This is a genomic window from Piscinibacter defluvii (assembly GCF_004011805.1).
GTDB classification, from domain to species: Bacteria; Pseudomonadota; Gammaproteobacteria; order Burkholderiales; family Burkholderiaceae_C; genus Piscinibacter; species Piscinibacter defluvii.
Window position 1 is genome coordinate 1 of record NZ_RCHJ01000021.1, and the last position, 22522, is coordinate 22522.

General features: G+C 69.6%; 23 protein-coding genes. 17 read left to right on the forward strand and 6 right to left on the reverse strand.

Annotation, left to right across the window (positions count from 1 at the left end; translation table 11 throughout):
- The coding region (locus tag D9C15_RS25990; protein ID WP_128001609.1) for a propionate--CoA ligase at positions 1–1873 on the forward strand (1873 nt) is incomplete at its 5' end.
- A gap of 116 nt (positions 1874–1989) precedes the next feature.
- A complete protein-coding gene (locus tag D9C15_RS25995; protein ID WP_128001611.1) occupies positions 1990–2847 on the forward strand; it encodes a DNA ligase in 858 nt (285 codons plus the stop codon).
- A gap of 12 nt (positions 2848–2859) precedes the next feature.
- Here the strand turns inward: D9C15_RS25995 and D9C15_RS26000 are convergent, their stop codons facing one another.
- From D9C15_RS26000 to D9C15_RS26010, 3 genes are all read right to left on the reverse strand, one after another.
- On the reverse strand, positions 2860–4548 hold the full coding sequence (locus D9C15_RS26000; RefSeq protein WP_128001613.1) for a PhoH family protein: 1689 nt from the start codon (positions 4546–4548) through the stop codon (positions 2860–2862).
- Positions 4549–4739: 191 nt separating this feature from the next.
- Complete coding sequence (locus D9C15_RS26005; protein WP_128001615.1) at positions 4740–5207, reverse strand: peroxiredoxin; 468 nt, start codon at positions 5205–5207, stop codon at positions 4740–4742.
- Positions 5208–5300: 93 nt separating this feature from the next.
- The gene (locus tag D9C15_RS26010; protein ID WP_128001617.1) at positions 5301–5681 is read right to left on the reverse strand and encodes an Mth938-like domain-containing protein; all 381 of its coding nucleotides are present in this window, start codon (positions 5679–5681) and stop codon (positions 5301–5303) included.
- Between the two features lie 47 nt (positions 5682–5728).
- On the opposite strand from D9C15_RS26010, the gene D9C15_RS26015 reads away from it, so the two are divergent.
- The 9 genes from D9C15_RS26015 to clpB all read left to right on the forward strand — a co-directional run bounded on the left by D9C15_RS26015 (position 5729) and on the right by clpB (position 15231).
- Complete coding sequence (locus D9C15_RS26015) at positions 5729–6955, forward strand: pyridoxal phosphate-dependent aminotransferase (RefSeq protein WP_128001619.1); 1227 nt, start codon at positions 5729–5731, stop codon at positions 6953–6955.
- Positions 6956–6960: 5 nt separating this feature from the next.
- The gene (locus tag D9C15_RS26020) at positions 6961–8271 is read left to right on the forward strand and encodes a homoserine dehydrogenase (protein ID WP_128001621.1); all 1311 of its coding nucleotides are present in this window, start codon (positions 6961–6963) and stop codon (positions 8269–8271) included.
- Positions 8268–9674 (forward strand): threonine synthase, encoded by a 1407-nt coding sequence (gene thrC / locus D9C15_RS26025; protein ID WP_128001623.1) that lies wholly within the window; start codon positions 8268–8270, stop codon positions 9672–9674. The genes D9C15_RS26020 and thrC overlap by 4 nt, the downstream gene beginning before the upstream one ends.
- Positions 9675–10280 carry a molybdopterin-guanine dinucleotide biosynthesis protein B gene (gene mobB / locus D9C15_RS26030; protein WP_128001625.1) on the forward strand — a complete coding sequence of 202 codons (606 nt, stop codon included), beginning with the start codon at positions 9675–9677 and terminating at the stop codon, positions 10278–10280.
- Positions 10222–11442 carry a molybdopterin molybdotransferase MoeA gene (locus tag D9C15_RS26035; protein ID WP_128001627.1) on the forward strand — a complete coding sequence of 407 codons (1221 nt, stop codon included), beginning with the start codon at positions 10222–10224 and terminating at the stop codon, positions 11440–11442. Before mobB ends, D9C15_RS26035 begins: the two co-directional genes overlap by 59 nt.
- Complete coding sequence (locus D9C15_RS26040; protein WP_128001629.1) at positions 11439–11690, forward strand: MoaD/ThiS family protein; 252 nt, start codon at positions 11439–11441, stop codon at positions 11688–11690. The genes D9C15_RS26035 and D9C15_RS26040 overlap by 4 nt, the downstream gene beginning before the upstream one ends.
- A 2-nt stretch (positions 11691–11692) precedes the next feature.
- Positions 11693–12175, forward strand: coding sequence for a molybdenum cofactor biosynthesis protein MoaE (locus D9C15_RS26045; protein WP_128001631.1), 483 nt, complete (start codon positions 11693–11695; stop codon positions 12173–12175).
- The gene (gene crcB, locus D9C15_RS26050) at positions 12172–12561 is read left to right on the forward strand and encodes a fluoride efflux transporter CrcB (RefSeq protein WP_128001632.1); all 390 of its coding nucleotides are present in this window, start codon (positions 12172–12174) and stop codon (positions 12559–12561) included. Before D9C15_RS26045 ends, crcB begins: the two co-directional genes overlap by 4 nt.
- A 78-nt stretch (positions 12562–12639) precedes the next feature.
- Complete coding sequence (gene clpB / locus D9C15_RS26055) at positions 12640–15231, forward strand: ATP-dependent chaperone ClpB (RefSeq protein WP_128001634.1); 2592 nt, start codon at positions 12640–12642, stop codon at positions 15229–15231.
- A gap of 24 nt (positions 15232–15255) precedes the next feature.
- On the opposite strand, the gene D9C15_RS26060 is transcribed toward clpB, so the two are convergent.
- On the reverse strand, positions 15256–16590 hold the full coding sequence (locus tag D9C15_RS26060) for a hypothetical protein (protein ID WP_128001636.1): 1335 nt from the start codon (positions 16588–16590) through the stop codon (positions 15256–15258).
- A 176-nt stretch (positions 16591–16766) separates the two neighbouring features.
- Between D9C15_RS26060 and nadB the strand changes: the two genes are divergently transcribed.
- From nadB to dnaB, 6 genes are all read left to right on the forward strand, one after another.
- A complete protein-coding gene (gene nadB, locus D9C15_RS26065; RefSeq protein WP_128001638.1) occupies positions 16767–18401 on the forward strand; it encodes an L-aspartate oxidase in 1635 nt (544 codons plus the stop codon).
- 105 nt (positions 18402–18506) lie between these two features.
- Positions 18507–18869: a 30S ribosomal protein S6 gene (gene rpsF / locus D9C15_RS26070; protein ID WP_112183784.1), complete on the forward strand. Its 363-nt coding sequence runs from the start codon at positions 18507–18509 to the stop codon at positions 18867–18869.
- Between the two features lie 11 nt (positions 18870–18880).
- The gene (gene priB, locus D9C15_RS26075; RefSeq protein ID WP_310734504.1) at positions 18881–19150 is read left to right on the forward strand and encodes a primosomal replication protein N; all 270 of its coding nucleotides are present in this window, start codon (positions 18881–18883) and stop codon (positions 19148–19150) included.
- Between the two features lie 24 nt (positions 19151–19174).
- Entirely contained in the window at positions 19175–19465 is a 291-nt protein-coding gene (rpsR, locus tag D9C15_RS26080; RefSeq protein WP_128001642.1) for a 30S ribosomal protein S18, read from the forward strand.
- 12 nt (positions 19466–19477) lie between these two features.
- Positions 19478–19930, forward strand: coding sequence for a 50S ribosomal protein L9 (rplI, locus tag D9C15_RS26085; RefSeq protein ID WP_128001644.1), 453 nt, complete (start codon positions 19478–19480; stop codon positions 19928–19930).
- A 139-nt stretch (positions 19931–20069) separates the two neighbouring features.
- Positions 20070–21491 (forward strand): replicative DNA helicase, encoded by a 1422-nt coding sequence (dnaB, locus tag D9C15_RS26090; protein WP_128001646.1) that lies wholly within the window; start codon positions 20070–20072, stop codon positions 21489–21491.
- Here dnaB and D9C15_RS26095 read toward each other — a convergent pair.
- Together D9C15_RS26095 and D9C15_RS26100 are read right to left on the reverse strand one after the other, a co-directional pair.
- A complete protein-coding gene (locus tag D9C15_RS26095; RefSeq protein WP_128001648.1) occupies positions 21485–21706 on the reverse strand; it encodes a vWA domain-containing protein in 222 nt (73 codons plus the stop codon). The genes dnaB and D9C15_RS26095 overlap by 7 nt on opposite strands.
- 9 nt (positions 21707–21715) lie before the next feature.
- Positions 21716–22510, reverse strand: a complete 795-nt coding sequence (locus tag D9C15_RS26100) for an IclR family transcriptional regulator (RefSeq protein WP_128001650.1) — start codon at positions 22508–22510, stop codon at positions 21716–21718.
- Positions 22511–22522 lie beyond the last annotated feature (12 nt).

The window sequence follows — 22522 nt, forward strand, 5'->3', positions numbered from 1 at the left end:
GGGTCGAAGGAGCCGCCACCTCAGCTCATGCGTTCAACAGACTCCGGGACATCGCCGGCAGCAACCCTTCGAGCAGGTTTGCGACTACGCCAACGCGCCGTTCGCGCGCTGGTTCGTCGGCGGCAAGACCAACCTGTGCCACAACGCGGTCGACCGCCACCTGAAGGATCGCGCCGACCAGAACGCGCTGATCTTCGTCTCCACCGAGACCGGGCAGGAGAAGGCCTACAGCTTCCGCGAACTGCACGCCGAGGTGCAGCGCATGGCCGCCATCCTGCAGGACCTCGGCGTGCGCCAGGGCGACCGGGTGCTGGTCTACATGCCGATGATCCCCGAGGCCGCGTTCGCGATGCTGGCCTGCACGCGCATCGGTGCGATCCACTCGGTGGTGTTCGGCGGCTTCGCCAGCCACAGCCTGGCCAGCCGCATCGACGATGCCGAGCCGGCCGTGATCGTCAGCGCCGACGCCGGCATGCGTTCGGGCAAGGTGGTGGCCTACAAGCCGCTGTTGGACGAGGCGATCCGCCTGGCGAGCCACAAGCCGGCCAAGGTGCTGCTGGTGGACCGCGGCCTGAGCCCGATGGAGACCAGCCCCGGGCGCGACGTCGACTACGCTGCGCTGCGCGAGAAGCACCGCTCGACCGCGGTGCCCTGCGCGTGGGTCGACGCCACGCATCCGAGCTACACGCTCTACACCAGCGGCACCACCGGCAAGCCCAAGGGCGTGCAGCGCGACACCGGCGGCTACGCCGTCGCGCTGGCCGCGTCGATGAAGCACATCTTCTGCGGCAACGCCGGCGAGACGTACTTCTCCACCAGCGACATCGGCTGGGTGGTCGGCCACAGCTACATCATCTACGGCCCGCTGATCGCCGGCATGGCGACCATCATGTACGAGGGCCTGCCGACACGTCCCGACGCCGGCATCTGGTGGAGCCTGGTCGAGAAGTACAAGGTCACGGTGATGTTCAGCGCGCCGACCGCGGTGCGCGTGCTGAAGAAGCAGGACCCGGCGTTCCTGAGCAAGTACGACCTGAGCTCGCTGCGTGCGCTGTTCCTGGCCGGCGAGCCGCTCGACGAGCCGACCGCCAAGTGGATCGCCGAGTCGCTCGGCAAGCCGATCATCGACAACTACTGGCAGACCGAGACCGGCTGGCCGATCCTGACCATCGCCAACGGCGTGGAGAAGGCGCCCAGCAAGTTCGGCAGCCCCGGCGTGGCGATGTACGGCTACGACGTGCGCCTGATCGACGAGACCACCGGCGAGGAAGTGACAGCGCCGAACCAGAAGGGCGTGGTGGCGATCGCCGGGCCGCTGCCGCCGGGCTGCATGCAGACCGTCTGGCGCGACGACGCGCGCTTCGTCAAGACCTACTGGCAGAGCATCCCGGGCAAGCTGCTCTACAGCACCTTCGACTGGGGCATCAAGGACGAGGACGGCTACTACTTCATCCTCGGCCGCACCGACGACGTGATCAACGTGGCCGGTCACCGGCTCGGCACGCGCGAGATCGAGGAGAGCATCTCCAGCCATCCGGCGATCGCCGAGGTGGCGGTGGTGGGCGTGGCCGACCAGCTCAAGGGCCAGGTGGCAATGGCCTTCGCGGTGCTGAAGGATCCGTCCGTGGCCGCCGACCCGGCGGCGAAGCTGAAGCTCGAGGGCGAGGTGATGAAGACGGTGGACGGCCAGCTCGGCGCGGTGGCGCGCCCGGCGCGCATCCACTTCGTCGCGCTGCTGCCCAAGACTCGTTCGGGCAAGATGCTGCGCCGCGCGATCCAGGCCGTGTGCGAGCAGCGCGACCCGGGCGACCTGACCACCATGGACGACCCGACCGCGCTGCAGCAGATCAAGGAGCTGGTGACGCCGCGCTGAGTAAGTCGTCTGCCGGGGCCCCCGCGCGGGGGCCCCAGTTTCTCGTTCTCCGGAGGGATGGCAGGCGGCTCGTCCGTCGCCGAGCATGCAGGCATGCACCCACATGGAGGCGAGACATGGACATCCGCGGATTCACGCTCAGCCGCCGCCGACTGATCGGCGCCTGCGCCGCCTGGCTGGCGGCACCCCTGACCGCACGGGCGGCGCCGCTGGTGCTGCTGGCGCAGGAGGCCGACACGGAGATCGACCCGTCGGGCTGGCTGGTCAGCGAGAAGCTCGACGGCGTGCGCGCCCTGTGGGACGGGCGCGCGCTGCGCTTTCGCAGCGGTCGGGAGGTCGCGGCCCCGGCCTGGTTCCTGGAGCGCCTGCCGTCGCGTGCGCTGGACGGCGAGCTGTGGCTCGGGCGCGGGCGGTTCGACGAGCTGTCCGGGCTGGTGCGGCGTGCCGCGCCGGATGACACGCTCTGGCGCGACATCCGCTACATGCTGTTCGAACTGCCCGGGGCCCCTGGCGGCTTCGCCGAACGGTCGGCCGCGCTGGTGCGCCTGGCCGTGGCCGCACGCTGGGCGCAGCTGCAGGCCGTGCCGCAGGAGACGCTGCCGGACCGGGCCGCGCTGCGCGACCGGCTCGACGCGGTGGTTCGCGCCGGCGGCGAGGGCCTGATGCTGCACCGGGCCAACGCACCATGGCAGACCGGCCGCAGCCGGGTGCTGCTGAAGCTCAAACCGGTGCAGGATGCCGATGCGGTGGTGATTGGCCATGTGCCGGGCCGTGGCCGCCACGAGGGCCGGCTCGGCGCGCTGGTGCTGCGGCGCGACGACGGGGTCGTGTTCCAGCTCGGCAGCGGGCTCACCGACGCGCAGCGCGACGCGCCGCCGCGCGTGGGCAGCGTCGTCACCTACAGCTACCGTGGCGTCACGCCGCAGGGCGTGCCGCGTTTCGCGAGCTTCCTGCGCGTGCGGCCGGACGCCTGAGCCGGGCCCGCCTCAGAGCACTTCCGACGCGTAGTCCGCCAGGCGCGAACGCTCGCCGCGTGCCAGCGTCACGTGGCCGCTGTGCGGCCAGCCCTTGAATCGGTCCACGGCGTAGGTGAGGCCCGAGCTGCCCTCGGTCAGGTAGGGCGTGTCGATCTGCGCCAGGTTGCCCAGGCAGACGATCTTGGTGCCCGGGCCGGCGCGCGTGATCAGTGTCTTCATCTGCTTGGGCGTCAGGTTCTGCGCCTCGTCGATGATGACGAACTTGTTCAGGAAGGTGCGCCCGCGCATGAAGTTCAGGCTCTTGATCTTGATCTTCGAGCGCACCAGGTCGTTGGTGGCGGCACGGCCCCACTCGCCGCCGCCGCCGTCGCCGCGCGACAGCACCTCGAGGTTGTCGTCGAGGGCGCCCATCCACGGGCCCATCTTCTCCTCCTCGGTGCCGGGCAGGAAGCCGATGTCCTCGCCCACCGGCACCGTCACGCGCGTGACGATGATCTCGGTGTAGCGCCGGTCGTCCATCACCTGGGAGAGCCCGGCGGCGAGTGTCATCAGCGTCTTGCCGGTGCCGGCGGTGCCGGTCAGCGTGATGAAGTCGCACTCCGGGTCCATCAGCAGGTTGAGCGCGAAGTTCTGCTCGCGGTTGCGCGCGGTGACGCCCCACACCGCGTTCTTGGTGTGGGTGTATTCGCGCAGCGTGCGCAGCACGGCGGTCTTGCCGGTGATCTCGGTGACCTTGGCGTACAGCGGCGCGGCGCCCGGCGCCTCGAGGTAGACGAACTGGTTGACCAGCAGCACCGGCACCATCGGGCCGCTGATGCGATAGTAGGTGAAGCCGCCCTGCTGCCAGCTCTCCATCGTCTTGCCGTGGCGCTCCCAGAAGTCGGGCGGCAGCGGCAGCACGCCGGTGTAGAGCAGGTCGCCGTCTTCCAGCGTCTTGTCGTTGAAGTAGTCCTCCGCCGGCAGGCCCAGGGCACGCGCCTTGATGCGCATGTTGATGTCCTTGGACACCAGCACGACCTCGCGGCCCGGCTGCTGCGCGCGCAGCGCCTGCACCACGGCCAGGATCTGGTTGTCGGCCTTGCCCTGCGGCAGGCCGGCGGGCAGGCTCACGTCGACCAGGTTGGTCTGGAAGAACAGCTTGCCCTCGGCCTCCTTGTGCCCGGTGGCGTTCAGCGGCAGGCCGTCGCTCATGCCGGCGGCGTTGCGGCTGGTCATCGTCGCGGCCAGGGCGTCGAGGTCGCGGCTGACCGCGCGCGCGTTGCGCGCCACCTCGGTCATGCCCTTCTTGTGGTTGTCGAGTTCCTCGAGCGTGATCATCGGCAGATACACGTCGTGCTCGGCGAAGCGGAACAGCGAGGTCGGGTCGTGCATCAGCACGTTGGTGTCGAGCACGAACAGGCTGCTCGGCCCGTTCCCGCGCGGCTTGCGCGCCCGGGGCTCAGGCGCGTGGCGCGGGGCGCGCAGCGGCGCGTGGCCGGCCGGCACGGCCGGGGCCGCGGGCTTGGGCGGCGCGGCCTTGGCCACCACCGGGGCGGCCTCGGCGTTGGCGTCGAACAGGTCCATCACGGCGGGCGAGGCGGGTTCGGCCGCGGGACGGGTCTTGGGGGCGCGTTTGCCCGGTTTGGGCGCGGCCTGCGATTCGAAGTCGGCGGGGGAGAGGAGGGCGGCTCGTTTGGCAGGCGGCTTGGGCAGGGGCATGAGGCTCAGCTCGGGTGGCAAACAAAAAAGCCGCACAGTCGGCTGTGCGGCTTGGTGGGCAGAGGTCGGTCACGACGCTCGGGCATGCAAGGATTATGCACAAGCCCCGGGAGGCATCAACTCCAGGGCGCGCCAGGGAAAAGGGGCGCCCGCCTCGACGGCGCGACGGCCCGCGCGACCGGTCACGGCAGTTACTTCAGCGCCTTGACGGCCTTGAGCACTTCCTCGACGTGGCCGGCGACCTTCAGGCCGCGCCACTCGGCGCGCAGCACGCCGCTGCCGTCGATCAGGAAGGTGGAGCGCTCGATGCCCTTGACCTTCTTGCCGTACATGATCTTGTTCTTGACCACGCCGAACATGTGGCAGAGCTTCTCTTCGGTGTCGGCGATCAGCTCGAAGGGCAGTTCGAGGTTCTGCTTGAACTTCTCGTGCGAGGCCATGTTGTCGCGCGAGACGCCGAACACCACGGCGCCGGCCTTCAGGAAATCCTTGTGATGGTCGCGGAACTGCATCGCCTCGGTGGTACAGCCGGGTGTGTTGTCCTTCGGATAGAAGTACAGCACGACGATCTTCCCGGCATAGGCCTGCGGCGTGAACTTCACGCCGCCGGTCGCTAGCGCTTCAAATTCCGGGAGAGGCTTATTGAGGGCTGGCGTCATCGAGTATGCTCTTTTGTTCCGCCCCGGCGGGCGTAGCCGCAGATTATAAGGCGTGCGGCCGTGCCGCCCGGGAGCGCTGCTGCCGCCCCGGCCTCATCCCCCCAGTTCGAAGAGCAGCGCCGCGACCACCGCGCGGCCCTCGGCCAGCAGCACGTTGTAGGTGCGGCAGGCGGCCGGCGTGTCCATGGTCTCGACGCCGATGCGCGCGGCCATCAGCGGGGCGAGCAGCGCTGGCCTGGGAAAGCGCAACCGCGCCCCGCTGCCCAGCAGCACCAGTTCGGGCTTGAGTGCCGCGAGCGCCTCGAAGGCCGCCTCGTCCAGCGCGTCGAAACGCGGCACGCCCCAGGGCCGGATCTCGCCGCGCCAGGGCACGATGACGCTGGCGCGGTACTCGGTGCCGTTGACGATCACGCCCTCGGGGCCGTGACGGGAGATCGCGTTGCCGCCTTCGAGGCGGTCGGCCTGCATTTTCATGGTCAAATTCTAGATTCGCTGCCACCTTCCCCCCTGCCGGAGGCCTTTTGAAGCCCATCGCGAAATCGAGCAAGCTCGCCAATGTCTGCTACGACATCCGCGGACCCGTGCTCGACAAGGCCCGCCAGATGGAGGAGGAGGGCCACAAGATCATCAAGCTGAACATCGGCAACCTCGCCGTGTTCGGCCTCGAGCCGCCCGACGAGATCGTGCAGGACATGATCCGCAACCTGCCGCACGCAGCCGGCTACACCGACAGCAAGGGCCTGTTCGCCCCGCGCAAGTCGGTGGTGCACTACACGCAGGAGAAGCACATCGCCGGCGTGACGGTAGACGATGTCTACCTCGGCAACGGCGCCTCCGAGCTCATCACGATGAGCATGAACGCGCTGCTCAACAGCGGCGACGAGATCCTGGTTCCGGCGCCCGACTACCCGCTGTGGACGGCCTCGGTGTCGCTTTCGGGCGGCACGCCGGTGCACTACCTGTGCGACGAGCAGGCCGGCTGGCTGCCCGACCTCGACGACATCCGCCGCAAGATCACGCCGAACACGCGCGGCATCGTCGTCATCAACCCGAACAACCCGACCGGCGCGCTCTACCCCGAGGCCTTCCTGAGGGAACTGGTCGAGGTGGCGCGGCAGCACAGGCTGATCGTGTTCGCCGACGAGATCTACGACAAGACCCTCTTCGACGGCAACACCCACACCAGCATCGCATCGCTGGCCGACGACCTGCTCTTCGTCACCTTCAACGGCCTGTCGAAGAACTACCGTTCCTGCGGCTACCGTGCCGGCTGGATGGTGGTGTCGGGCGACAAGCGCCAGGCGAAGGACTACATCGAGGGCCTGAACATGCTGGCCTCGATGCGCCTGTGCGCCAACACGCCGGGGCAGCTCGCGATCCAGACCGCGCTGGGCGGCTACCAGAGCATCAAGGACCTGGTCGCCCCCGGCGGGCGGCTGTGCCGCCAGCGCGACCTGGCCTACGAGTTGCTGATGCAGATCCCGGGCGTCAGCGTCGTCAAGCCCAAGGCGGCGCTGTACATGTTCCCCCGGCTCGACCCCAAGGTCTACCCGATCGAGGACGACCAGCAGTTCGCCTACGACCTGCTGGCCGAGGAGAAGGTGCTGATCGTGCAGGGCACCGGCTTCAACTGGCCGACGCCCGACCACTTCCGCCTCGTCTTCCTGCCCAATTCGGACGACCTCACCGAGGCCGTGGGCCGCATCGCCCGCTTCCTCGAGCACTACCGCAAGCGCCACTCCCAGTAAACGTCATGCAACCCATCCAAGTCGGCCTGCTCGGCATCGGCACCGTCGGCAGCGGCACCTTCAAGGTGCTGCAGCGCAACCAGGAAGAGATCCAGCGCCGCGCCGGCCGGGCCATCCGCATCACCATGGTGGCCGATCTCGACACCGCCCGGGCGCGCGCCATCGTCGGCGACGCCGCCGAGGTGGTGAACGACGCACGCGCGGTGATCGCCAATCCGGCGATCGACGTGGTGGTCGAACTGATCGGCGGCTACGGCATCGCCCGCACGCTGGTGCTGGAAGCCATCGCGGCCGGCAAGCACGTGGTCACGGCCAACAAGGCGCTGCTGGCGGTGCACGGCAGCGAGATCTTCGCCGCGGCGCGTGCCAAGGGCGTGGTCGTCGCCTTCGAGGCCGCGGTGGCCGGCGGCATCCCGATCATCAAGGCGCTGCGCGAGGGGCTGACCGCCAACCGCATCGAGTGGATCGCCGGGATCATCAACGGCACCACCAACTTCATCCTGTCGGAGATGCGCGCCAAGGGGCTCGACTTCGACACCGTGCTGAAGGAGGCGCAGCGCCTGGGCTACGCCGAGGCCGACCCCACCTTCGACATCGAGGGCGTGGACGCCGCGCACAAGGCGACCATCATGAGCGCCATCGCCTTCGGCGTGCCGGTGCAGTTCGACAAGGCACATGTCGAGGGCATCACCAAGCTGCAGGCGGCGGACATCCGCTACGCCGAGCAGCTCGGCTACCGCATCAAGCTGCTGGGCATCACCAAGCGGCGCGAGCACGGCATCGAGCTGCGCGTGCACCCGACGCTGATTCCGGCGACGCGGCTGATCGCCAACGTCGAGGGCGCGATGAATGCGGTCGTCGTGCAGGGCGATGCGGTCGGCAGCACGCTCTACTACGGCAAGGGCGCAGGCTCCGAGCCCACCGCCTCGGCCGTGATCGCCGACCTGGTGGACATCGCCCGCCTGGCCACCGCCGACCCCGACCACCGCGTGCCCTCGCTCGCCTTCCAGCCCGGGGCGATGCAGGACACGCCGATCCTGCCGATGGAAGAGGTGGTCACCGCGTTCTACCTGCGCCTGCGCGTGGTCGACGAAGCCGGCGTGCTGGCGCGCATCACCGGCATCCTGGCCGAACACGACATCTCGATCGACGCGCTGCTGCAGCGCGAGCCCGGCGAGGGCGAGAACCAGACCGACGTGATCATCCTGACCCACGACACGCTCGAGGGCGAGATGAACAAGGCCATCGCGCAGATGCAGGCGCTGCCGACGGTGCTGGCGCCGATCGTGAAGATCCGCAAAGAAGAACTGAAGTGAAGTACATCAGCACCCGCGGCGACCGCACGCCGCGCGGCTTCTCCGAGATCCTGCTCGAGGGCCTGGCGCCGGACGGCGGCCTGTACCTGCCGACGCACTACCCGACGGTCGACAGCGCGACGCTGGCGCGTTGGCGCGGCCTGCCGTATGCGGAACTCGCCTTCGAGATCCTCTCGCTCTACATCGACGACGTTCCGGCCGCCGACCTGAAGCGGCTCGTCTCGAGCACCTACACCGAGCAGGTCTACGGCACGAAGGAGATCACGCCGCTGAAGCAGCTCGAGGACGGCCTGTACCTCGAGGCGCTGTCCAACGGGCCGACGCTCGCCTTCAAGGACATGGCGATGCAGCTGCTCGGCGCCTTGTTCGAGTACGAGCTCGGCCGGCGCGGGCAGACGCTCAACATCCTCGGTGCCACCTCGGGCGACACCGGCAGCGCGGCCGAGTACGCGATGCGCGGCAAGCGCGGCGTGAAGGTGTTCATGCTCAGCCCACACGGCCGCATGAGCCCGTTCCAGCAGGCGCAGATGTTCAGCCTGCAGGACCCGAACATCCACAACCTCGCCGTCGAGGGTGTGTTCGACGACTGCCAGGACATCGTCAAGGCCGTCTCGAACGACCTGGAGTTCAAGCGCCGCTGGAAGATCGGAACGGTCAACTCCATCAACTGGGCGCGCCTGCTGGCCCAGGTCGTCTACTACTTCGCCGGCTACTTCCAGGCGACGAAGACGAACGACGAGCGGGTCAGCTTCGCGGTGCCCTCGGGCAACTTCGGCAACATCTGCGCCGGCCACGTGGCGCGCATGATGGGCCTGCCGATCCGCCGCCTGGTGCTGGCCACCAACGAGAACAACGTGCTCGACGAGTTCTTCCGCACCGGCACCTACCGGGTGCGCGGCGGCGCCGAGACCTACGAGACCTCGAGCCCGTCGATGGACATCAGCAAGGCGAGCAACTTCGAGCGCTTCGTGTTCGACCTGCTCGGCCGCGATGCGGCGCGCACGCGGCAGCTGTTCCACGACGAGATCGGCGCCAAGGGGTCGTTCACGCTGGCGCCGGCCGAGTTCGCGCGCATCGCCGACTACGGCTTCGTCTCCGGCAGCAGCACGCATGCCGACCGCCTGGCGACGATCCGCGACACCGCGCAGCGCTGCGGCGTGGTCGTCGACACCCACACCGCCGACGGGCTGAAGGTGGCGCGCGAGCACCGCGAGGCCGGCACGCCGATGATCGTGCTGGAGACCGCGCTGCCGGCCAAGTTCTCGGCCACGATCGTCGAAGCGCTCGGGCGCGAGCCCGACCGGCCCGCCGCGCTCGTGGGCATCGAGCAACTCCCCAAGCGGTTCAAGGTCATGCCCGTCGATGTGCAGGCGGTGAAGGACTACATTGCCAACAATGGCTGAATGAAGGTCATCGGCTTCTGCGGCTACTCCGGGTCCGGCAAGACCACGCTGGTCGAGCAGCTGATCGCGCGGCTCAAGCTGGCCGGCCAGCGCGTGTCGGTGGTCAAGCATGCGCACCACGACTTCGACATCGACCACCCGGGCAAGGACTCGTACCGGCACCGCGACGCGGGCGCCTTCGAGGTGCTGATCGCGTCGGATCGCCGCCTGGCCAAGATCCGCGAGTACGAGCTGCGCAGCGACCCGACGGTGCACCAGCTGGTCGCCGAGCTCTACGAATGCGATTGGGTGCTGGTCGAGGGCTTCAAGCATGCCGACGTGCTCAAGCTCGAGGTCTGGCGTGCGGACACCGGCAAACCGGTGCAGTATCCGTACGATCCGTACGTCGTCGCGTTGTGCACCGACAGCCCTGACCGTCTGCCGGAGCCGACCGGCCTGCCGCTGCTGGATCTGAACGATCCGGACGCGGTGACCCGCTTCCTGCTCGCGAGTGCCGACCGATATGAGTACCGTTCCCCCTACGACCTCGGCCGCGAGCCGGCCGCCGATGCTGAGCCTGGACGAGGCGCTGAGCCGCCTGCTCGGCGCGATCCGGCCGCTGGCTGAGACCGAGCAGGTCGCCACCTTCGACGCGCTCGGCCGTGTGCTGGCCGAGGACGTGCCGTCGGTGCTCGACGTGCCGCCGCAGGACAACACCTCGATGGACGGCTACGCGCTGCGCTGCGCCGACGTGCCGGCCGCCGGCACGCTGCTGCGCGTGACGCAGCGCATCCCGGCCGGGCAGGTGGGCCGGGCGCTCGAGCCGGGCAGCGCCGCGCGCATCTTCACCGGTGCGCAGATTCCGCCCGGCGCCGATGCGGTGGTGCCGCAGGAGCAGTGCGTGGCCGAGGGCGAGAACGTGCGCGTCGGCATCGTGCCCGTGCCCGGCCAGTGGATCCGTCGCCGCGGCGAGGACGTGCAGCGCGGCGCCGTGGTGCTGGCGGCCGGCCAGCGGCTCGGCCCGGCGGGCATGGGGCTGGCGGCCTCGGTCGGCGCGGCGCGCCTGCGCGTGGCGCGCCGGCCGCGCGTGGCGGTGTTCTCCACCGGCGACGAGCTCGTGATGCCGGGCGAGGTGCCGCCCGAGCAGATGCGACCGGGCGCGATCTACAACTCCAACCGCTTCACGCTGCGCGGGCTGGTGCAGGCCCTCGGTGCCGAGTGCAACGACCTGGGCATCGTGCCGGACCGGCGCGAGGCCACCCGCGCCGCGCTGCGCGAGGCGGCGCTGGGCAACGACCTGATCGTCACCTCCGGCGGCGTCTCCGTCGGCGAGGAGGACCACCTGCGCCCCTCGGTGCAGGCCGAGGGCCACCTCGACCTGTGGCAGGTGGCCATCAAGCCCGGCAAGCCGCTCGCTTTCGGGGCGGTGCGCCGCCCGGACGGCTCGAGTGCCTGGTTCGTCGGCCTGCCGGGCAACCCGGTGTCGAGCCTGATCACCTTCGCGCTGGCGGTGCGGCCGCTGCTGCTCAAGCTGCAGGGGGCCACCGCGCTGGCCCCCGTGCCGCTGCGCCTGCGCGCCGATTTCGACTGGCCCGGGCCCGACAAGCGGCGCGAGTTCCTGCGCGTGAGGCGCAATGCCGAGGGAGGACTGGACCTGTTCCTGAACCAGAGCTCGGGCGTGCTCACCTCCACGGTCTGGGGCGACGGCGTGGTCGACAATCCGCCCAACCAGGTGATCCGGCGCGGCGACCTCGTGGCCTACCTCGCCTTCTCGGAACTGCTGGCATGAAGATCCAGGTGCGCTACTTCGCCTCCCTCCGCGAGGCGCTCGGCCCGGGCGAGATGATCGAGTTGCCCGCTGGCAGCACCGTCGGCGTGGCCCGCGATGCGCTGATCGGGCGCGGCGGCGCGCATGCGGCGGCGCTGGCGCGCGGCAGGGCCGTGCGCAGCGCGCTGAACCAGGCGCTGTGCGACGAATCGGCCGCGCTGGCCGATGGCGCCGAACTCGCCTTCTTCCCGCCGGTGACGGGAGGCTGAGCATGGGCGCCCCGCGGGTGACCATCCAGACCGCCGACTTCGACCTCGGCGTCGAGGTGGCGGCGCTGCGCGCGCACGACCCCGGCGTGGGGGCCGTGGCCAGCTTCGTCGGCACGGTGCGCGACCGCAACGACGGCAGCGGCGTCAGCGCGATGGAACTGGAGCACTATCCCGGCATGACCGAGAAGTCCATCGAGGCGATGATCGACGAGGCCTTCCGGCGCTTCGACATCCGCGCCGCGCGGGTGATCCACCGGGTCGGGCCGCTCAAGCCGCTCGACCAGATCGTGCTCGTGGCCGTGACCTCTGCGCACCGCGGCGCGGCGTTCCAGGCCTGCGAGTTCCTGATGGACTACCTGAAGACCCAGGCGCCGTTCTGGAAGAAGGAGACCACGCCCGAGGGCGCACACTGGGTCGATGCCCGCGTGGCCGACGACGCCGCGCTGGCGCGCTGGGGCATCGAGGCGGGCAACGCGGCGCCATGAACTCGGCCGCGCTCGGCTGGCAGGTGGCCGCGGTGGCGGCCGGGTCGGCCGTCGGCGCGCTGGCGCGCTGGGGCGCCGGGCTGTGGCTGAACGCCCGCTGGGGCGGCTTCCCGCTCGGGACGCTGGCCGTGAACGCCGTCGGCGGCCTGCTGATCGGCATGGCGCTGGCCTGGTTCGAGCGCAGCCCGAACGAGATGCTGCGCCTGCTGCTGGTCACCGGTTTCCTCGGCGGGCTGACCACCTTCTCGGCCTTCTCGGCCGAGTCGCTGCTGATGCTGCAGCGCGGCCAGTTCGGCCTGGCTGCGGGCCACACGCTGGCCCATGTGCTGGGGGCGCTGGCCTGCGCGGCGCTGGGATTCGTGGCGCTCGACCGGCTGCTCGGTTGATCTGAATCACCCCCGGCCACGGTGCGGCTTGAAATGCCGGCCGGGCCGCCTCAAATCCGACGCAATCGGAGGTTATCCATGCGACCGGACAAGTTCACCAGCCCCTTCCAGCAGGCCCTCAGCGAGGCCCAGAGCCTCGCCGTGACGCGCGACAACCCGTACATCGAGCCGGCCCACGTGCTGGCCGCGATGCTGGCGCAGGACGACGGACCCAGGGCCCTGCTGCAGCGCGCCGGCGTGCGTGTGCAGCCGCTGCAGACGGCAGTGGAGACGGCGCTCAACGGCCTGCCCCAGGTGCAGGGCGGCGAGCCGGTCGGTGCGGGTCGCGATCTGGTCTCGCTGCTGCAGGCGGCCGAGAAGGAGGCCAGCAAGCGCGGTGACCAGTTCATCGCCAGCGAGATGTTCCTGCTCGCGCTGGCCGACGCGAAGACCGACCTGGCCGGCATCGTGCGCGGCCACGGCCTGACGCGCAAGGCGCTCGAGGCGGCGATCGACGCGGTGCGCGGCGGCCAGACCGTCGACAGCCCCGAGGCCGAGGGCCAGCGCGAGGCACTCAAGAAGTACACGCTCGACCTGACCGAGCGCGCCCGCAACGGCAAGCTCGACCCGGTGATCGGCCGCGACGACGAGATCCGCCGCGCCATCCAGGTGCTGCAGCGGCGTACCAAGAACAACCCGGTGCTGATCGGCGAGCCGGGCGTGGGCAAGACCGCGATCGTCGAGGGCTTGGCCCAGCGCATCGTGGCCGGCGAGGTGCCGGATTCGCTCAAGGGCAAGCGCGTGCTGGTGCTCGACATGGCGCTGCTGCTGGCCGGTGCCAAGTACCGCGGCGAGTTCGAGGAGCGCCTGAAGAACGTGCTGAAGGAGCTGGCGCAGGACGAGGGCCAGACCATCGTCTTCATCGACGAACTGCACACGATGGTCGGTGCCGGCAAGGCGGAAGGCGCGATGGACGCCGGCAACATGCTCAAGCCGGCGCTGGCGCGCGGTGAACTGCACTGCATCGGCGCGACCACGCTCGACGAGTACCGCAAGTACATCGAGAAGGACGCCGCGCTCGAGCGCCGCTTCCAGAAGATCCTGGTCGGCGAGCCGACGGTGGAGGCGACCATCGCCATCCTGCGCGGCCTGCAGGAAAAATACGAGGTGCACCACGGCGTGGAGATCACCGACCCGGCGATCGTCGCCGCGGCCGAGCTGAGCCACCGCTACATCACCGACCGCTTCCTGCCCGACAAGGCGATCGACCTGATCGACGAGGCGGCCAGCAAGATCAAGATCGAGATCGACTCCAAGCCCGAGGCGATGGACAAGCTCGACCGCCGGCTGATCCAGCTGAAGATCGAGCGCGAGGCCGTGAAGAAGGAGAAGGACGAGGCGTCGCAGAAGCGCCTGGGCCTGATCGAGGACGAGATCGCCAAGCTCGAGCGCGAGTACGCCGACCTGGAGGAGATCTGGAAGTCGGAGAAGGCGGCCGCACAGGGCTCGGCGCATGTCAAGGAAGAGATCGACCGCATCCGCACGCAGATCGAGGAGTTCAAGCGCAAGGGCGACTTCAACAAGGTGGCGGAGCTGCAGTACGGCAAGCTGCCCGAACTCGAGAAGACGCTCAAGGACGCGCAGGCCAAGGAGCTGAAGAAGGGCGCCGACAAGAGCAAGCCGCAGCTGCTGCGCACGCATGTCGGCTCGGAGGAGATCGCCGAGGTGGTGGCACGTGCCACCGGCATCCCGGTGTCCAAGCTGATGCAGGGCGAGCGCGAGAAGCTGCTGCAGATGGAAGGCAAGCTGCACGAGCGCGTGGTCGGCCAGGACGAGGCGATCGGCGCGGTGGCCAACGCCATCCGCCGCTCGCGCTCGGGCCTGTCGGACCCGAACCGGCCCACCGGCTCGTTCCTGTTCCTCGGGCCCACGGGCGTGGGCAAGACCGAGCTGTGCAAGGCGCTCGCCGCATTCCTGTTCGACAGCGAGGAGCACCTGATCCGCCTGGACATGAGCGAGTTCATGGAGAAACACTCGGTCGCGCGCATGATCGGCGCGCCGCCGGGCTACGTGGGCTACGACGAGGGCGGCTACCTGACCGAGGCGGTGCGGCGCAAGCCCTACAGCGTGCTGCTGCTCGACGAGGTGGAGAAGGCGCACCCGGACGTGTTCAACGTGCTGCTGCAGGTGCTCGACGACGGACGGCTCACCGACGGCCAGGGCCGCACGGTGGACTTCAAGAACACCGTCATCGTGATGACCAGCAACCTCGGCTCGCACCAGATCATGCAGATGGCGGGCCGGCCGAGCGAGGAGATCCGCGACGCGGTGTGGGTCGAGGTCAAGCAGCATTTCCGGCCCGAGTTCCTGAACCGGATCGACGAGACCGTCGTGTTCCATGCGCTCGATGCGAAGAACATCGAGGCGATCGCGAAGATCCAGCTCAAGGTGCTCGAGTCGCGCCTGGAGAAGATGGACATGCGGCTGGACGTGTCGCCCAAGGCGCTGGCCGAGCTGGCCAAGGCCGGCTTCGATCCGGTGTTCGGCGCGCGGCCGCTCAAGCGGGCGATCCAGCAGCGCATCGAGAACCCGGTGTCGAAGCTGATCCTCGAGGGCCGGTTCGGGCCCAAGGACGTGATCCCGGTCGACGTCGAGGACGGCGAGTTCCGCTTCGGGCGCGTGGTGCACTGAGCACCCGCGGAAGCCGGCGGCGGTTCAGGCGGCCGTCGGCTCGTCGAAGATCGCGTCCATGCGCTGGACCTGCAGCCGCGCCAGCGTCAGGTTGGCGTGGCTCTTGTCCAGCACCGCGTGCAGCGCCAGCCCCGGGTGCTTGGGCACGGCGCGCAGCAGCAGGTGGTGCGCGCCCAGCGTGATCGCCGCGTCGGGCAGGGCATGGCCCAGGCCGAGCTGCCGGCAGGTCGCGCTGATCGACGCGAGCAGTTCGGTGCCGGCGGCCGCCAGGTCGGCCGGCCCGGGGCTCGCGCCGGCATGGGCCACCGGCCGGCCGCTCGACAGCTCGAGCACGCAGACGCTCACCATGCCGGTCAGCTCGCCGAGCTGGTGCACGTAGCGGTCGAGCAGGCCCGAGGCCGTGGCACGCGCCTGGGCCTGTGCCTTGGTGGTGGGCACCTCCGGCATCGGCCGCATCTCCAGCGGCATCGGCATGGTCGGCGCCATGGCCCGTTCGGGCATCGGCGGCGGGGCGCCGCGTACCGGCATGACCGGCTCTTCCGAGATGCGCGGGAAGCGGCTGCCCGCCGCCGGCGCGCTCGGGGCCCGGGCCGGCGCAGGGGACTGCTCGCGGATGCGCGCCCAGGTGCCGTTGATGAAGCTCCAGGCGTCGGCCGGGCGTGTCACCAGCGGGGTGGTGCGCACCTCGACGCGGGTGTCGCGGCCCAGTTCGGCGCCCTGGCTGGACACCGCCGCCGCGCCGGCCAGCGGCAGCAGCAGCAGGTGACGGTTGTGCCAGGTGCCGCCCAGCATGTCGTCGCGCAGCGGCTTGAAGGCCGCCTCCAGCGCATGCACGGGCAGGTCGCCCACCATCACCACGCCGAGGCGGCTGAAGGCGAGCAGGGTGCGCGCCAGGCCATGGCGCGACACGGTGTCGGCGTCCGCCTCGGTCGAGTACATGCGCAGCGCCGAGCCGTCGGCGGTCGGCAGCTCGACGTATTCCAGCGTCGCCAGCGGGGTGCCGTAGCCCTGGCGGCGGATGAACAACCGCTGCACCGAGCGCTTGCTCGCCGCCGCGATGCCGGCCAGCAGCTTGCGCGACGAGGTGGTGCCGATGTCGTGGACCGCGATGAACTCGGGGTTCAGGTGCTCGAACTGCTGCTGCAGGGCCTCCGGCGGGGCGCAGGAGACGAACAGTTCGCGTTCGTTGTTGCCGACCTGGCGGCCGATGTCGCGCGGGCCGAGGGACTCGAGTTCCTCCGGCCGCATGATCTGCGTGGCCAGCGCGGTCTGGGCCCGCGTGGCCTGCCACGCCTCCGGCGTGTCCTGGCTGCCGGCCTCGTTGCCGATCCACGGGCTGCCGGGGGGGCTGCTGCTCATCGTGGTCTCCCTCTCCAAACCTGCGCCCAGCCCAGTGTAAGCGGCTGGCGCCGCCCCGATCGTCGCCGGCGCGCCGCATTTGACGTGCATTTCCCCGTTTCGGCCCCGGCGCCGTTGCACCCTGGCCCCGCAGTGGTGCGTCGATAGAATGCCCCGTTCCGCTGCCCGATCCTTCCATGAACCGACCTGCCGACACCTCCTCCCAGCCCGTGGTGATCGTCGGCGCCGGGCTGGCCGGGCTGACCGTTGCGCTGCACCTGGCAAAGACCCTGCCGGTGGTGGTGCTGGCCAAGCGGCAGCTCGACGAGGGCGCGACGGCCTGGGCCCAGGGGGGCATCGTCGGCGTGCTGGGCAGCGACGACAGCATCGAATCGCATGTGCGCGACACCCAGGAGGCCGGCGCCGGGCTGGTCGACGAGGACACCGCACGCTACATCGCGCGCCACAGCGCCGAGGCGGTGGCCTGGTTGGTGGAGCGCGGCGTGCCGTTCTCGGCCGACCCGGAAGGCCCGCTCGGCCTGCACCTGACGCGCGAGGGCGGCCACGCGGTGCGTCGCATCGCCCATGCCGCGGATGCGACGGGCAAGGCCATCCACGACGTGCTGCTCGCCGAGGTGAAGCGCCACCCGAACATCACGCTGCGCGAGCGCTGGATGGCGCTGGACCTGATCACCTCGCGCCACCTGCGGCGCGAGGAGTCGCCGCGCTGCTACGGCATCTACGCGCTGGACATCGACCGCCAGCGGGTCGAGACGCTGCCCGCGCGCGCGGTGGTGCTGGCCACCGGCGGCGCCGGCAAGGTGTACCGCTACACGACGAACCCGGACACCTCCACCGGCGACGGCATCGCGATGGCCTGGCGGGCCGGCTGCCGGGTGGCGAACATGGAGTTCGTGCAGTTCCACCCGACCTGCCTGTACCACCCGCAGGAGCGCAACTTCCTGATCACCGAGGCGCTGCGCGGCGAGGGCGGCCAGCTCAAGCTGCCCGACGGCACTCGCTTCATGCCGAACCACGACGCGCGCGGCGAACTCGCGCCGCGCGACATCGTGGCCCGGGCGATCGACTTCGAGATGAAGAAGCATGGCCTGGACTACGTGCTGCTGGACGCGACCCAGCTCGGCGCCGCGTTCCTGAAGGAGCATTTCCCGACCATCCACTCGCGCTGCCTGCAACTCGGCATCGACATCACGAGCCAGCCCATCCCGGTGGTGCCGGCCGCGCACTACACCTGCGGCGGCGTGGTCACCGACCTGAGCGGGCGCAGCGACCTGCCGGGCCTGTATGCCGTCGGCGAGACCACCTACACCGGCCTGCACGGCGCCAACCGGCTGGCCAGCAACTCGCTGCTCGAGTGCGTGGTGCTCGGGCGCAGCTGCGCCGACGACATCCTCTCGCATCCCGCCGCCGACGAGCCCGGGCTGCCGCCCTGGGACGAAAGCCAGGTCGAGAACGCCGACGAGCAGGTCGTCATCGCGCACAACTGGGACGAGCTGCGCCTGCTGATGTGGAACTACGTCGGCATCGTGCGCACCACCAAGCGGCTGGAGCGGGCGCTGCACCGCATCAAGCTGCTGAAGACCGAGATCGACGACTACTACGCCAACTTCCGAGTCAACCGCGACCTGCTCGAGCTGCGCAATCTGGTCGACTGCGCCGAGCTCATCGTGCGCTCGGCGCTGATGCGGCAGGAGAGCCGTGGCCTGCACTACAGCCGCGACTTCCCGAACACGCTGCCCGTGAGCTTTCCCACGGTGCTGGTGCGGCGCGCCCGCAGCCGCAAGGACAAGGTCTACGGCCTGTCGGGCTGAACCGGGGTATACTCGCAGGCTTTTCCTGCCACACCTACCTTGCCACACCTGCGAAACGACGCTGCGGGGTGGCTTCCAAACCCCTTGGAAACCCGAAGGAGAACCATGCGTCACTACGAAATCGTCATGCTGATCCATCCGGATCAGAGCGAGCAGGTTCCAGCCATGCTGGAGCGCTACAAGGGCATCGTCACCGCCGGCGGCGGCAAGGTGCACCGGGTGGAGGACTGGGGCCGGCGCCAGCTGGCCTACATGATCCAGAAGCTCGCCAAGGCGCACTACCTGTGCATCAACATCGAGTGCGGCAAGGCCGTCCTCGACGAGCTGGAGACCGCCTTCCGCTTCAACGACGCGGTGCTGCGCCACCTGACCGTCGTGAAGGCGCAGGCCGAGACCACGCCCTCGGTGATGATGAAGATGGTCGAGAAGGAAGAAGCCCGTAAGGCGCCGCAGGAGTCGGCGGCCTGAACCGGCTGCTGCTGACGGCCACGCTGGTCGAACGCGCCGCACTGCGCTTCACCCCCGCCGGACTGCCCGCCCTCGATCTCGTGCTCCGGCACGAATCCCAGGTGACGCAGGACGGACAGCCCCGCAAGGTGTCCCTGGACATCAAGGCAAGGGCGATCGGAGCGGAGATCACGCAGCGGCTCGCCGGCCTGGACCTCGGAAGCGAACACGGTTTCTCCGGCTTCCTCGGTTCGCAGCGCAACGGCCGCGGCATCGTCTTCCACGTCACCGAACTCGATTGAACAGATTTCTGAAAGAGGTACACCATGCCCCCGCCCCGTGGTAAAGGCCGTTTCGGCAAGGATCGCAAGCCCAAGCGCAACCAGCAGTCGCTGCTCTTCCGTCGCAAGCGGTTCTGCCGCTTCACCGTCACCGGCGTGAAGGAGATCGACTACAAGGACATCGACACGCTGCGCGACTTCATCAGCGAGAACGGCAAGATCACGCCCGCCCGCCTGACCGGCACGCGCGCGTTCTTCCAGCGCCAGCTGACCACCTGCATCAAGCGCGCGCGCTTCCTGGCCCTGCTGCCCTACAGCGACCAGCACAAGGTCTAAGGAGCCGACACCATGCAAGTGATCCTGCTCGAGAAGGTGCACAACCTCGGCAACCTCGGCGACGTCGTCAAGGTCAAGGACGGTTATGCCCGCAACTTCCTGATCCCGACCAAGGCCGCGCGCCGTGCGACCGAGGCCGCGATCAAGGAATTCGAAGCCAAGCGCGCCGAACTGGAGAAGGCGGCCGCCGACAAGCTGGCCGCCGCGCAGGCCCTGGGCGAGAAGCTCAACGGCCGCACCGTGCACATCACGCAGAAGGCCGGCGTGGACGGTCGCCTGTTCGGCTCGGTGACCAACTTCGACATCGCCGAGGCGCTGAACCGCATCGACTTCAAGGTGCAGAAGTCGCAGGTGCGCCTGCCCAACGGCCCGCTGAAGCATGTCGGCGAGCACACGGTCGGCGTGGTGCCGCACAGCGACGTGGTGGTCGAGGTCAAGGTGGTGGTGGTCGGCGAGACCGACTGACGCCGTCGACCGCAACGCGCGAACGGGGCCGGCCATGCCGGCCCCTTCTCTTTTCGGGGCACGGTTTTCAACAGATGACCCCCGAATTTCCACAGGCTTGCGCACAGGCGATCCGCTCCGTGCGCCCTATGATGTCCTGATGTCCGCAGTGTTCTCCTCCAGCGCGTCGAACGACGTGCGGACCGACGACGACGTCGCCCGCCTGCGCATCCCGCCCCACTCGATCGAGGCCGAGCAGAGCGTGCTCGGCGGCCTGCTGATCGACAACAGCGCATGGGACCGCGCCGGCGACCTGCTCACCGAGAGCGACTTCTACCGCTACGAGCACCGCCTGATCTACCAGGCGATCGGCGGGTTGGTGAATGCCACCAAGCCGGCCGACGTGATCACCGTCTACGAGCAGCTGCAGAGCCTGGGCAAGGCCGAGGAGTGCGGCGGGCTCACCTACCTGAACGCGCTGGCGCAGAGCGTGCCGAGCGCGGCCAACCTGCGCCGCTATGCCGAGATCGTGCGCGAGCGCGCGGTGCTGCGCAAACTGGTGGCCACGGCCGACGAGATCGCCACCAACGCGTTCAACCCGCAGGGCCGCGCGGTCTCGGAGATCCTCGACGAGGCCGAGGGCAAGATCTTCCGCATCGGCGAGGAAGGCTCGCGCTCGAAGCAGGGTTTCCAGAGCATGGACCAGCTCGTGGTGCAGCTGATCGACCGCGTCAACGAGCTGCACGAGAACGGCGCCGAGGAAGTGACCGGCGTGCGTACCGGCTTCTACGACCTCGACCGCATGACCGCCGGCCTGCAGCCCGGCGACCTGATCATCCTGGCGGCGCGCCCGTCGATGGGCAAGACCGCGTTTGCGCTGAACATCGGCGAGCACGTGGCCGTCAACGAGGGCCTGCCGGTGGTGGTGTTCTCGATGGAAATGGGCGCGGCGCAGCTGGCGCTGCGCATGGTCGGCTCGCTCGGCCGCATCGACCAGCAGCACCTGCGCACCGGCGCGCTGCGCGACGACGAATGGGGGCGGCTGTCGGAAGCGGTCGAGAAGCTCGGCAAGGTCAGCCTCTACATCGACGAGAGCCCAGGCCTGACGCCCAGCGAGGTGCGCGCGCGTGCACGTCGCCAGGCGCGGCAATGCGGCCAGCTCGGCCTGATCATCGTCGACTACCTGCAGCTGATGAGCGGCAGCGGCGGCACCAGCGAGGAGAACCGCGCCACCGTGATCGGCGAGATCTCGCGCGGCCTGAAGTCGCTCGCCAAGGAGCTGAAGTGCCCGGTGATCGCGCTCTCGCAGCTCAACCGCAGCGTCGAGACGCGTACCGACAAGCGCCCGATGATGAGTGACCTGCGCGAGTCCGGCGCCATCGAGCAGGACGCCGACGTCATCATGTTCATCTACCGCGACGAGTACTACACCAAGGAAGCCTGCAAGGAGCCGGGTGTGGCCGAGATCATCATCGGCAAGCAGCGCAACGGGCCGACGGGCACCTGCAAGCTGACCTTCCTGAAGCCGCTGACCAAGTTCGACAACCTCGCGCCCGGCAGCGCCGGCAGCGACGACTACTGAGCCCCTCGCCCCGGGGCCGATGCCGGGTTCGACGGCTCGGTCAGGCCGGGCAGCGAGCGCGCGCCGTCAACCATGCCGATCGCGGCGCTGTGCACCCGCATGTCGCCGACGATCGGCACCAGGGCAGCCCCGAGCCGGCGCGAGAGGGATTCGATCTCGCCGGCAAACTGCGTCGGTAGCGGCGTCTCGACCGAGCCCGACACGTCCACCACCACGAGCGACGTTCAGCGGGCGGGGGCGTAGGCGCGGTCGAACAGCGGGGAGGCCGCGCTCGCGTTCGCGATGTCGGCCGCGGCGGCCAGCAGGTCTGGCGCCAGGGCGAGCATCTTCTGCTCGGTCAGCCGCACCGAGGGCCCGGAGATCGCCAGCACCCCGACCGCCCCGCGCCCGGCCGGCCGGATGGTGGTGGCGATGGCCGACAGCCCCTGCGCATAGGATTCGGCCGTGATCGCATAGCCCTGCTTGCGCGCCTGGCGGATCGCCTTGAGCACCGCCTGGATCGAGCCGGGGGCGTTGGGGCCGAACTGCGCCGGCTTCGCCAGGCCCTGCCGCGACAGCAGCGCGATCGCGTCGTCCTCGGGCAGGGTGGCGAGCCAGGCGTGGCCGGAGGAGGTGCAGGACAGCTGCACGTCGGTGCCCATGTCCGGGTCGTAGCGCAGGCCCTGGCGAGCGCCCTGCGACAGCGCCACCCACGTGATGTGGTCCACGTCGACCACGCCGAGCCGGCACAGCTCGCCGCTGGCCTCGGCGAGCCGGTCGAGGATGGGCTGCGACAGGTCGACCACGCCGGAATGCTTCAGGTAGTTCAGCCCGAGCGAGACCAGCTTGGTGGTCAGCACGTAGTCGCCGCGCTCGCGCGTCTGGCGCACGTAGCCCTGGGCGGCGAGATCCGACAGCAGACGGTGCATCGCGCTGCGCGGGATGTCGAGCTCGTCGGCCAGCGTGGCCAGCGGCACGCCGCGCACGTCGCCGGCGAGCCGCTCGAGGATCGCTAGGGTCCGTTCCATCACGCCGGACATCGTCGGCCCCCG

What these genes read in the sequence shown, in the direction of transcription:
- D9C15_RS25995 (WP_128001611.1), top strand. Translation starts at nt 1,990, where the DNA reads ATGGACATCCGCGGATTCACGCTCAGCCGCCGCCGACTGATCGGCGCC.
- D9C15_RS26000 (WP_128001613.1), bottom strand. Translation starts at nt 4,548, where the DNA reads ATGCCCCTGCCCAAGCCGCCTGCCAAACGAGCCGCCCTCCTCTCCCCC.
- D9C15_RS26005 (WP_128001615.1), bottom strand. Translation starts at nt 5,207, where the DNA reads ATGACGCCAGCCCTCAATAAGCCTCTCCCGGAATTTGAAGCGCTAGCG.
- D9C15_RS26010 (WP_128001617.1), bottom strand. Translation starts at nt 5,681, where the DNA reads ATGAAAATGCAGGCCGACCGCCTCGAAGGCGGCAACGCGATCTCCCGT.
- D9C15_RS26020 (WP_128001621.1), top strand. Translation starts at nt 6,961, where the DNA reads ATGCAACCCATCCAAGTCGGCCTGCTCGGCATCGGCACCGTCGGCAGC.
- mobB (WP_128001625.1), top strand. Translation starts at nt 9,675, where the DNA reads ATGAAGGTCATCGGCTTCTGCGGCTACTCCGGGTCCGGCAAGACCACG.
- D9C15_RS26035 (WP_128001627.1), top strand. Translation starts at nt 10,222, where the DNA reads ATGCTGAGCCTGGACGAGGCGCTGAGCCGCCTGCTCGGCGCGATCCGG.
- D9C15_RS26040 (WP_128001629.1), top strand. Translation starts at nt 11,439, where the DNA reads ATGAAGATCCAGGTGCGCTACTTCGCCTCCCTCCGCGAGGCGCTCGGC.
- D9C15_RS26045 (WP_128001631.1), top strand. Translation starts at nt 11,693, where the DNA reads ATGGGCGCCCCGCGGGTGACCATCCAGACCGCCGACTTCGACCTCGGC.
- crcB (WP_128001632.1), top strand. Translation starts at nt 12,172, where the DNA reads ATGAACTCGGCCGCGCTCGGCTGGCAGGTGGCCGCGGTGGCGGCCGGG.
- clpB (WP_128001634.1), top strand. Translation starts at nt 12,640, where the DNA reads ATGCGACCGGACAAGTTCACCAGCCCCTTCCAGCAGGCCCTCAGCGAG.
- D9C15_RS26060 (WP_128001636.1), bottom strand. Translation starts at nt 16,590, where the DNA reads ATGAGCAGCAGCCCCCCCGGCAGCCCGTGGATCGGCAACGAGGCCGGC.
- nadB (WP_128001638.1), top strand. Translation starts at nt 16,767, where the DNA reads ATGAACCGACCTGCCGACACCTCCTCCCAGCCCGTGGTGATCGTCGGC.
- rpsF (WP_112183784.1), top strand. Translation starts at nt 18,507, where the DNA reads ATGCGTCACTACGAAATCGTCATGCTGATCCATCCGGATCAGAGCGAG.
- rpsR (WP_128001642.1), top strand. Translation starts at nt 19,175, where the DNA reads ATGCCCCCGCCCCGTGGTAAAGGCCGTTTCGGCAAGGATCGCAAGCCC.
- rplI (WP_128001644.1), top strand. Translation starts at nt 19,478, where the DNA reads ATGCAAGTGATCCTGCTCGAGAAGGTGCACAACCTCGGCAACCTCGGC.
- dnaB (WP_128001646.1), top strand. Translation starts at nt 20,070, where the DNA reads ATGTCCGCAGTGTTCTCCTCCAGCGCGTCGAACGACGTGCGGACCGAC.
- D9C15_RS26100 (WP_128001650.1), bottom strand. Translation starts at nt 22,510, where the DNA reads ATGTCCGGCGTGATGGAACGGACCCTAGCGATCCTCGAGCGGCTCGCC.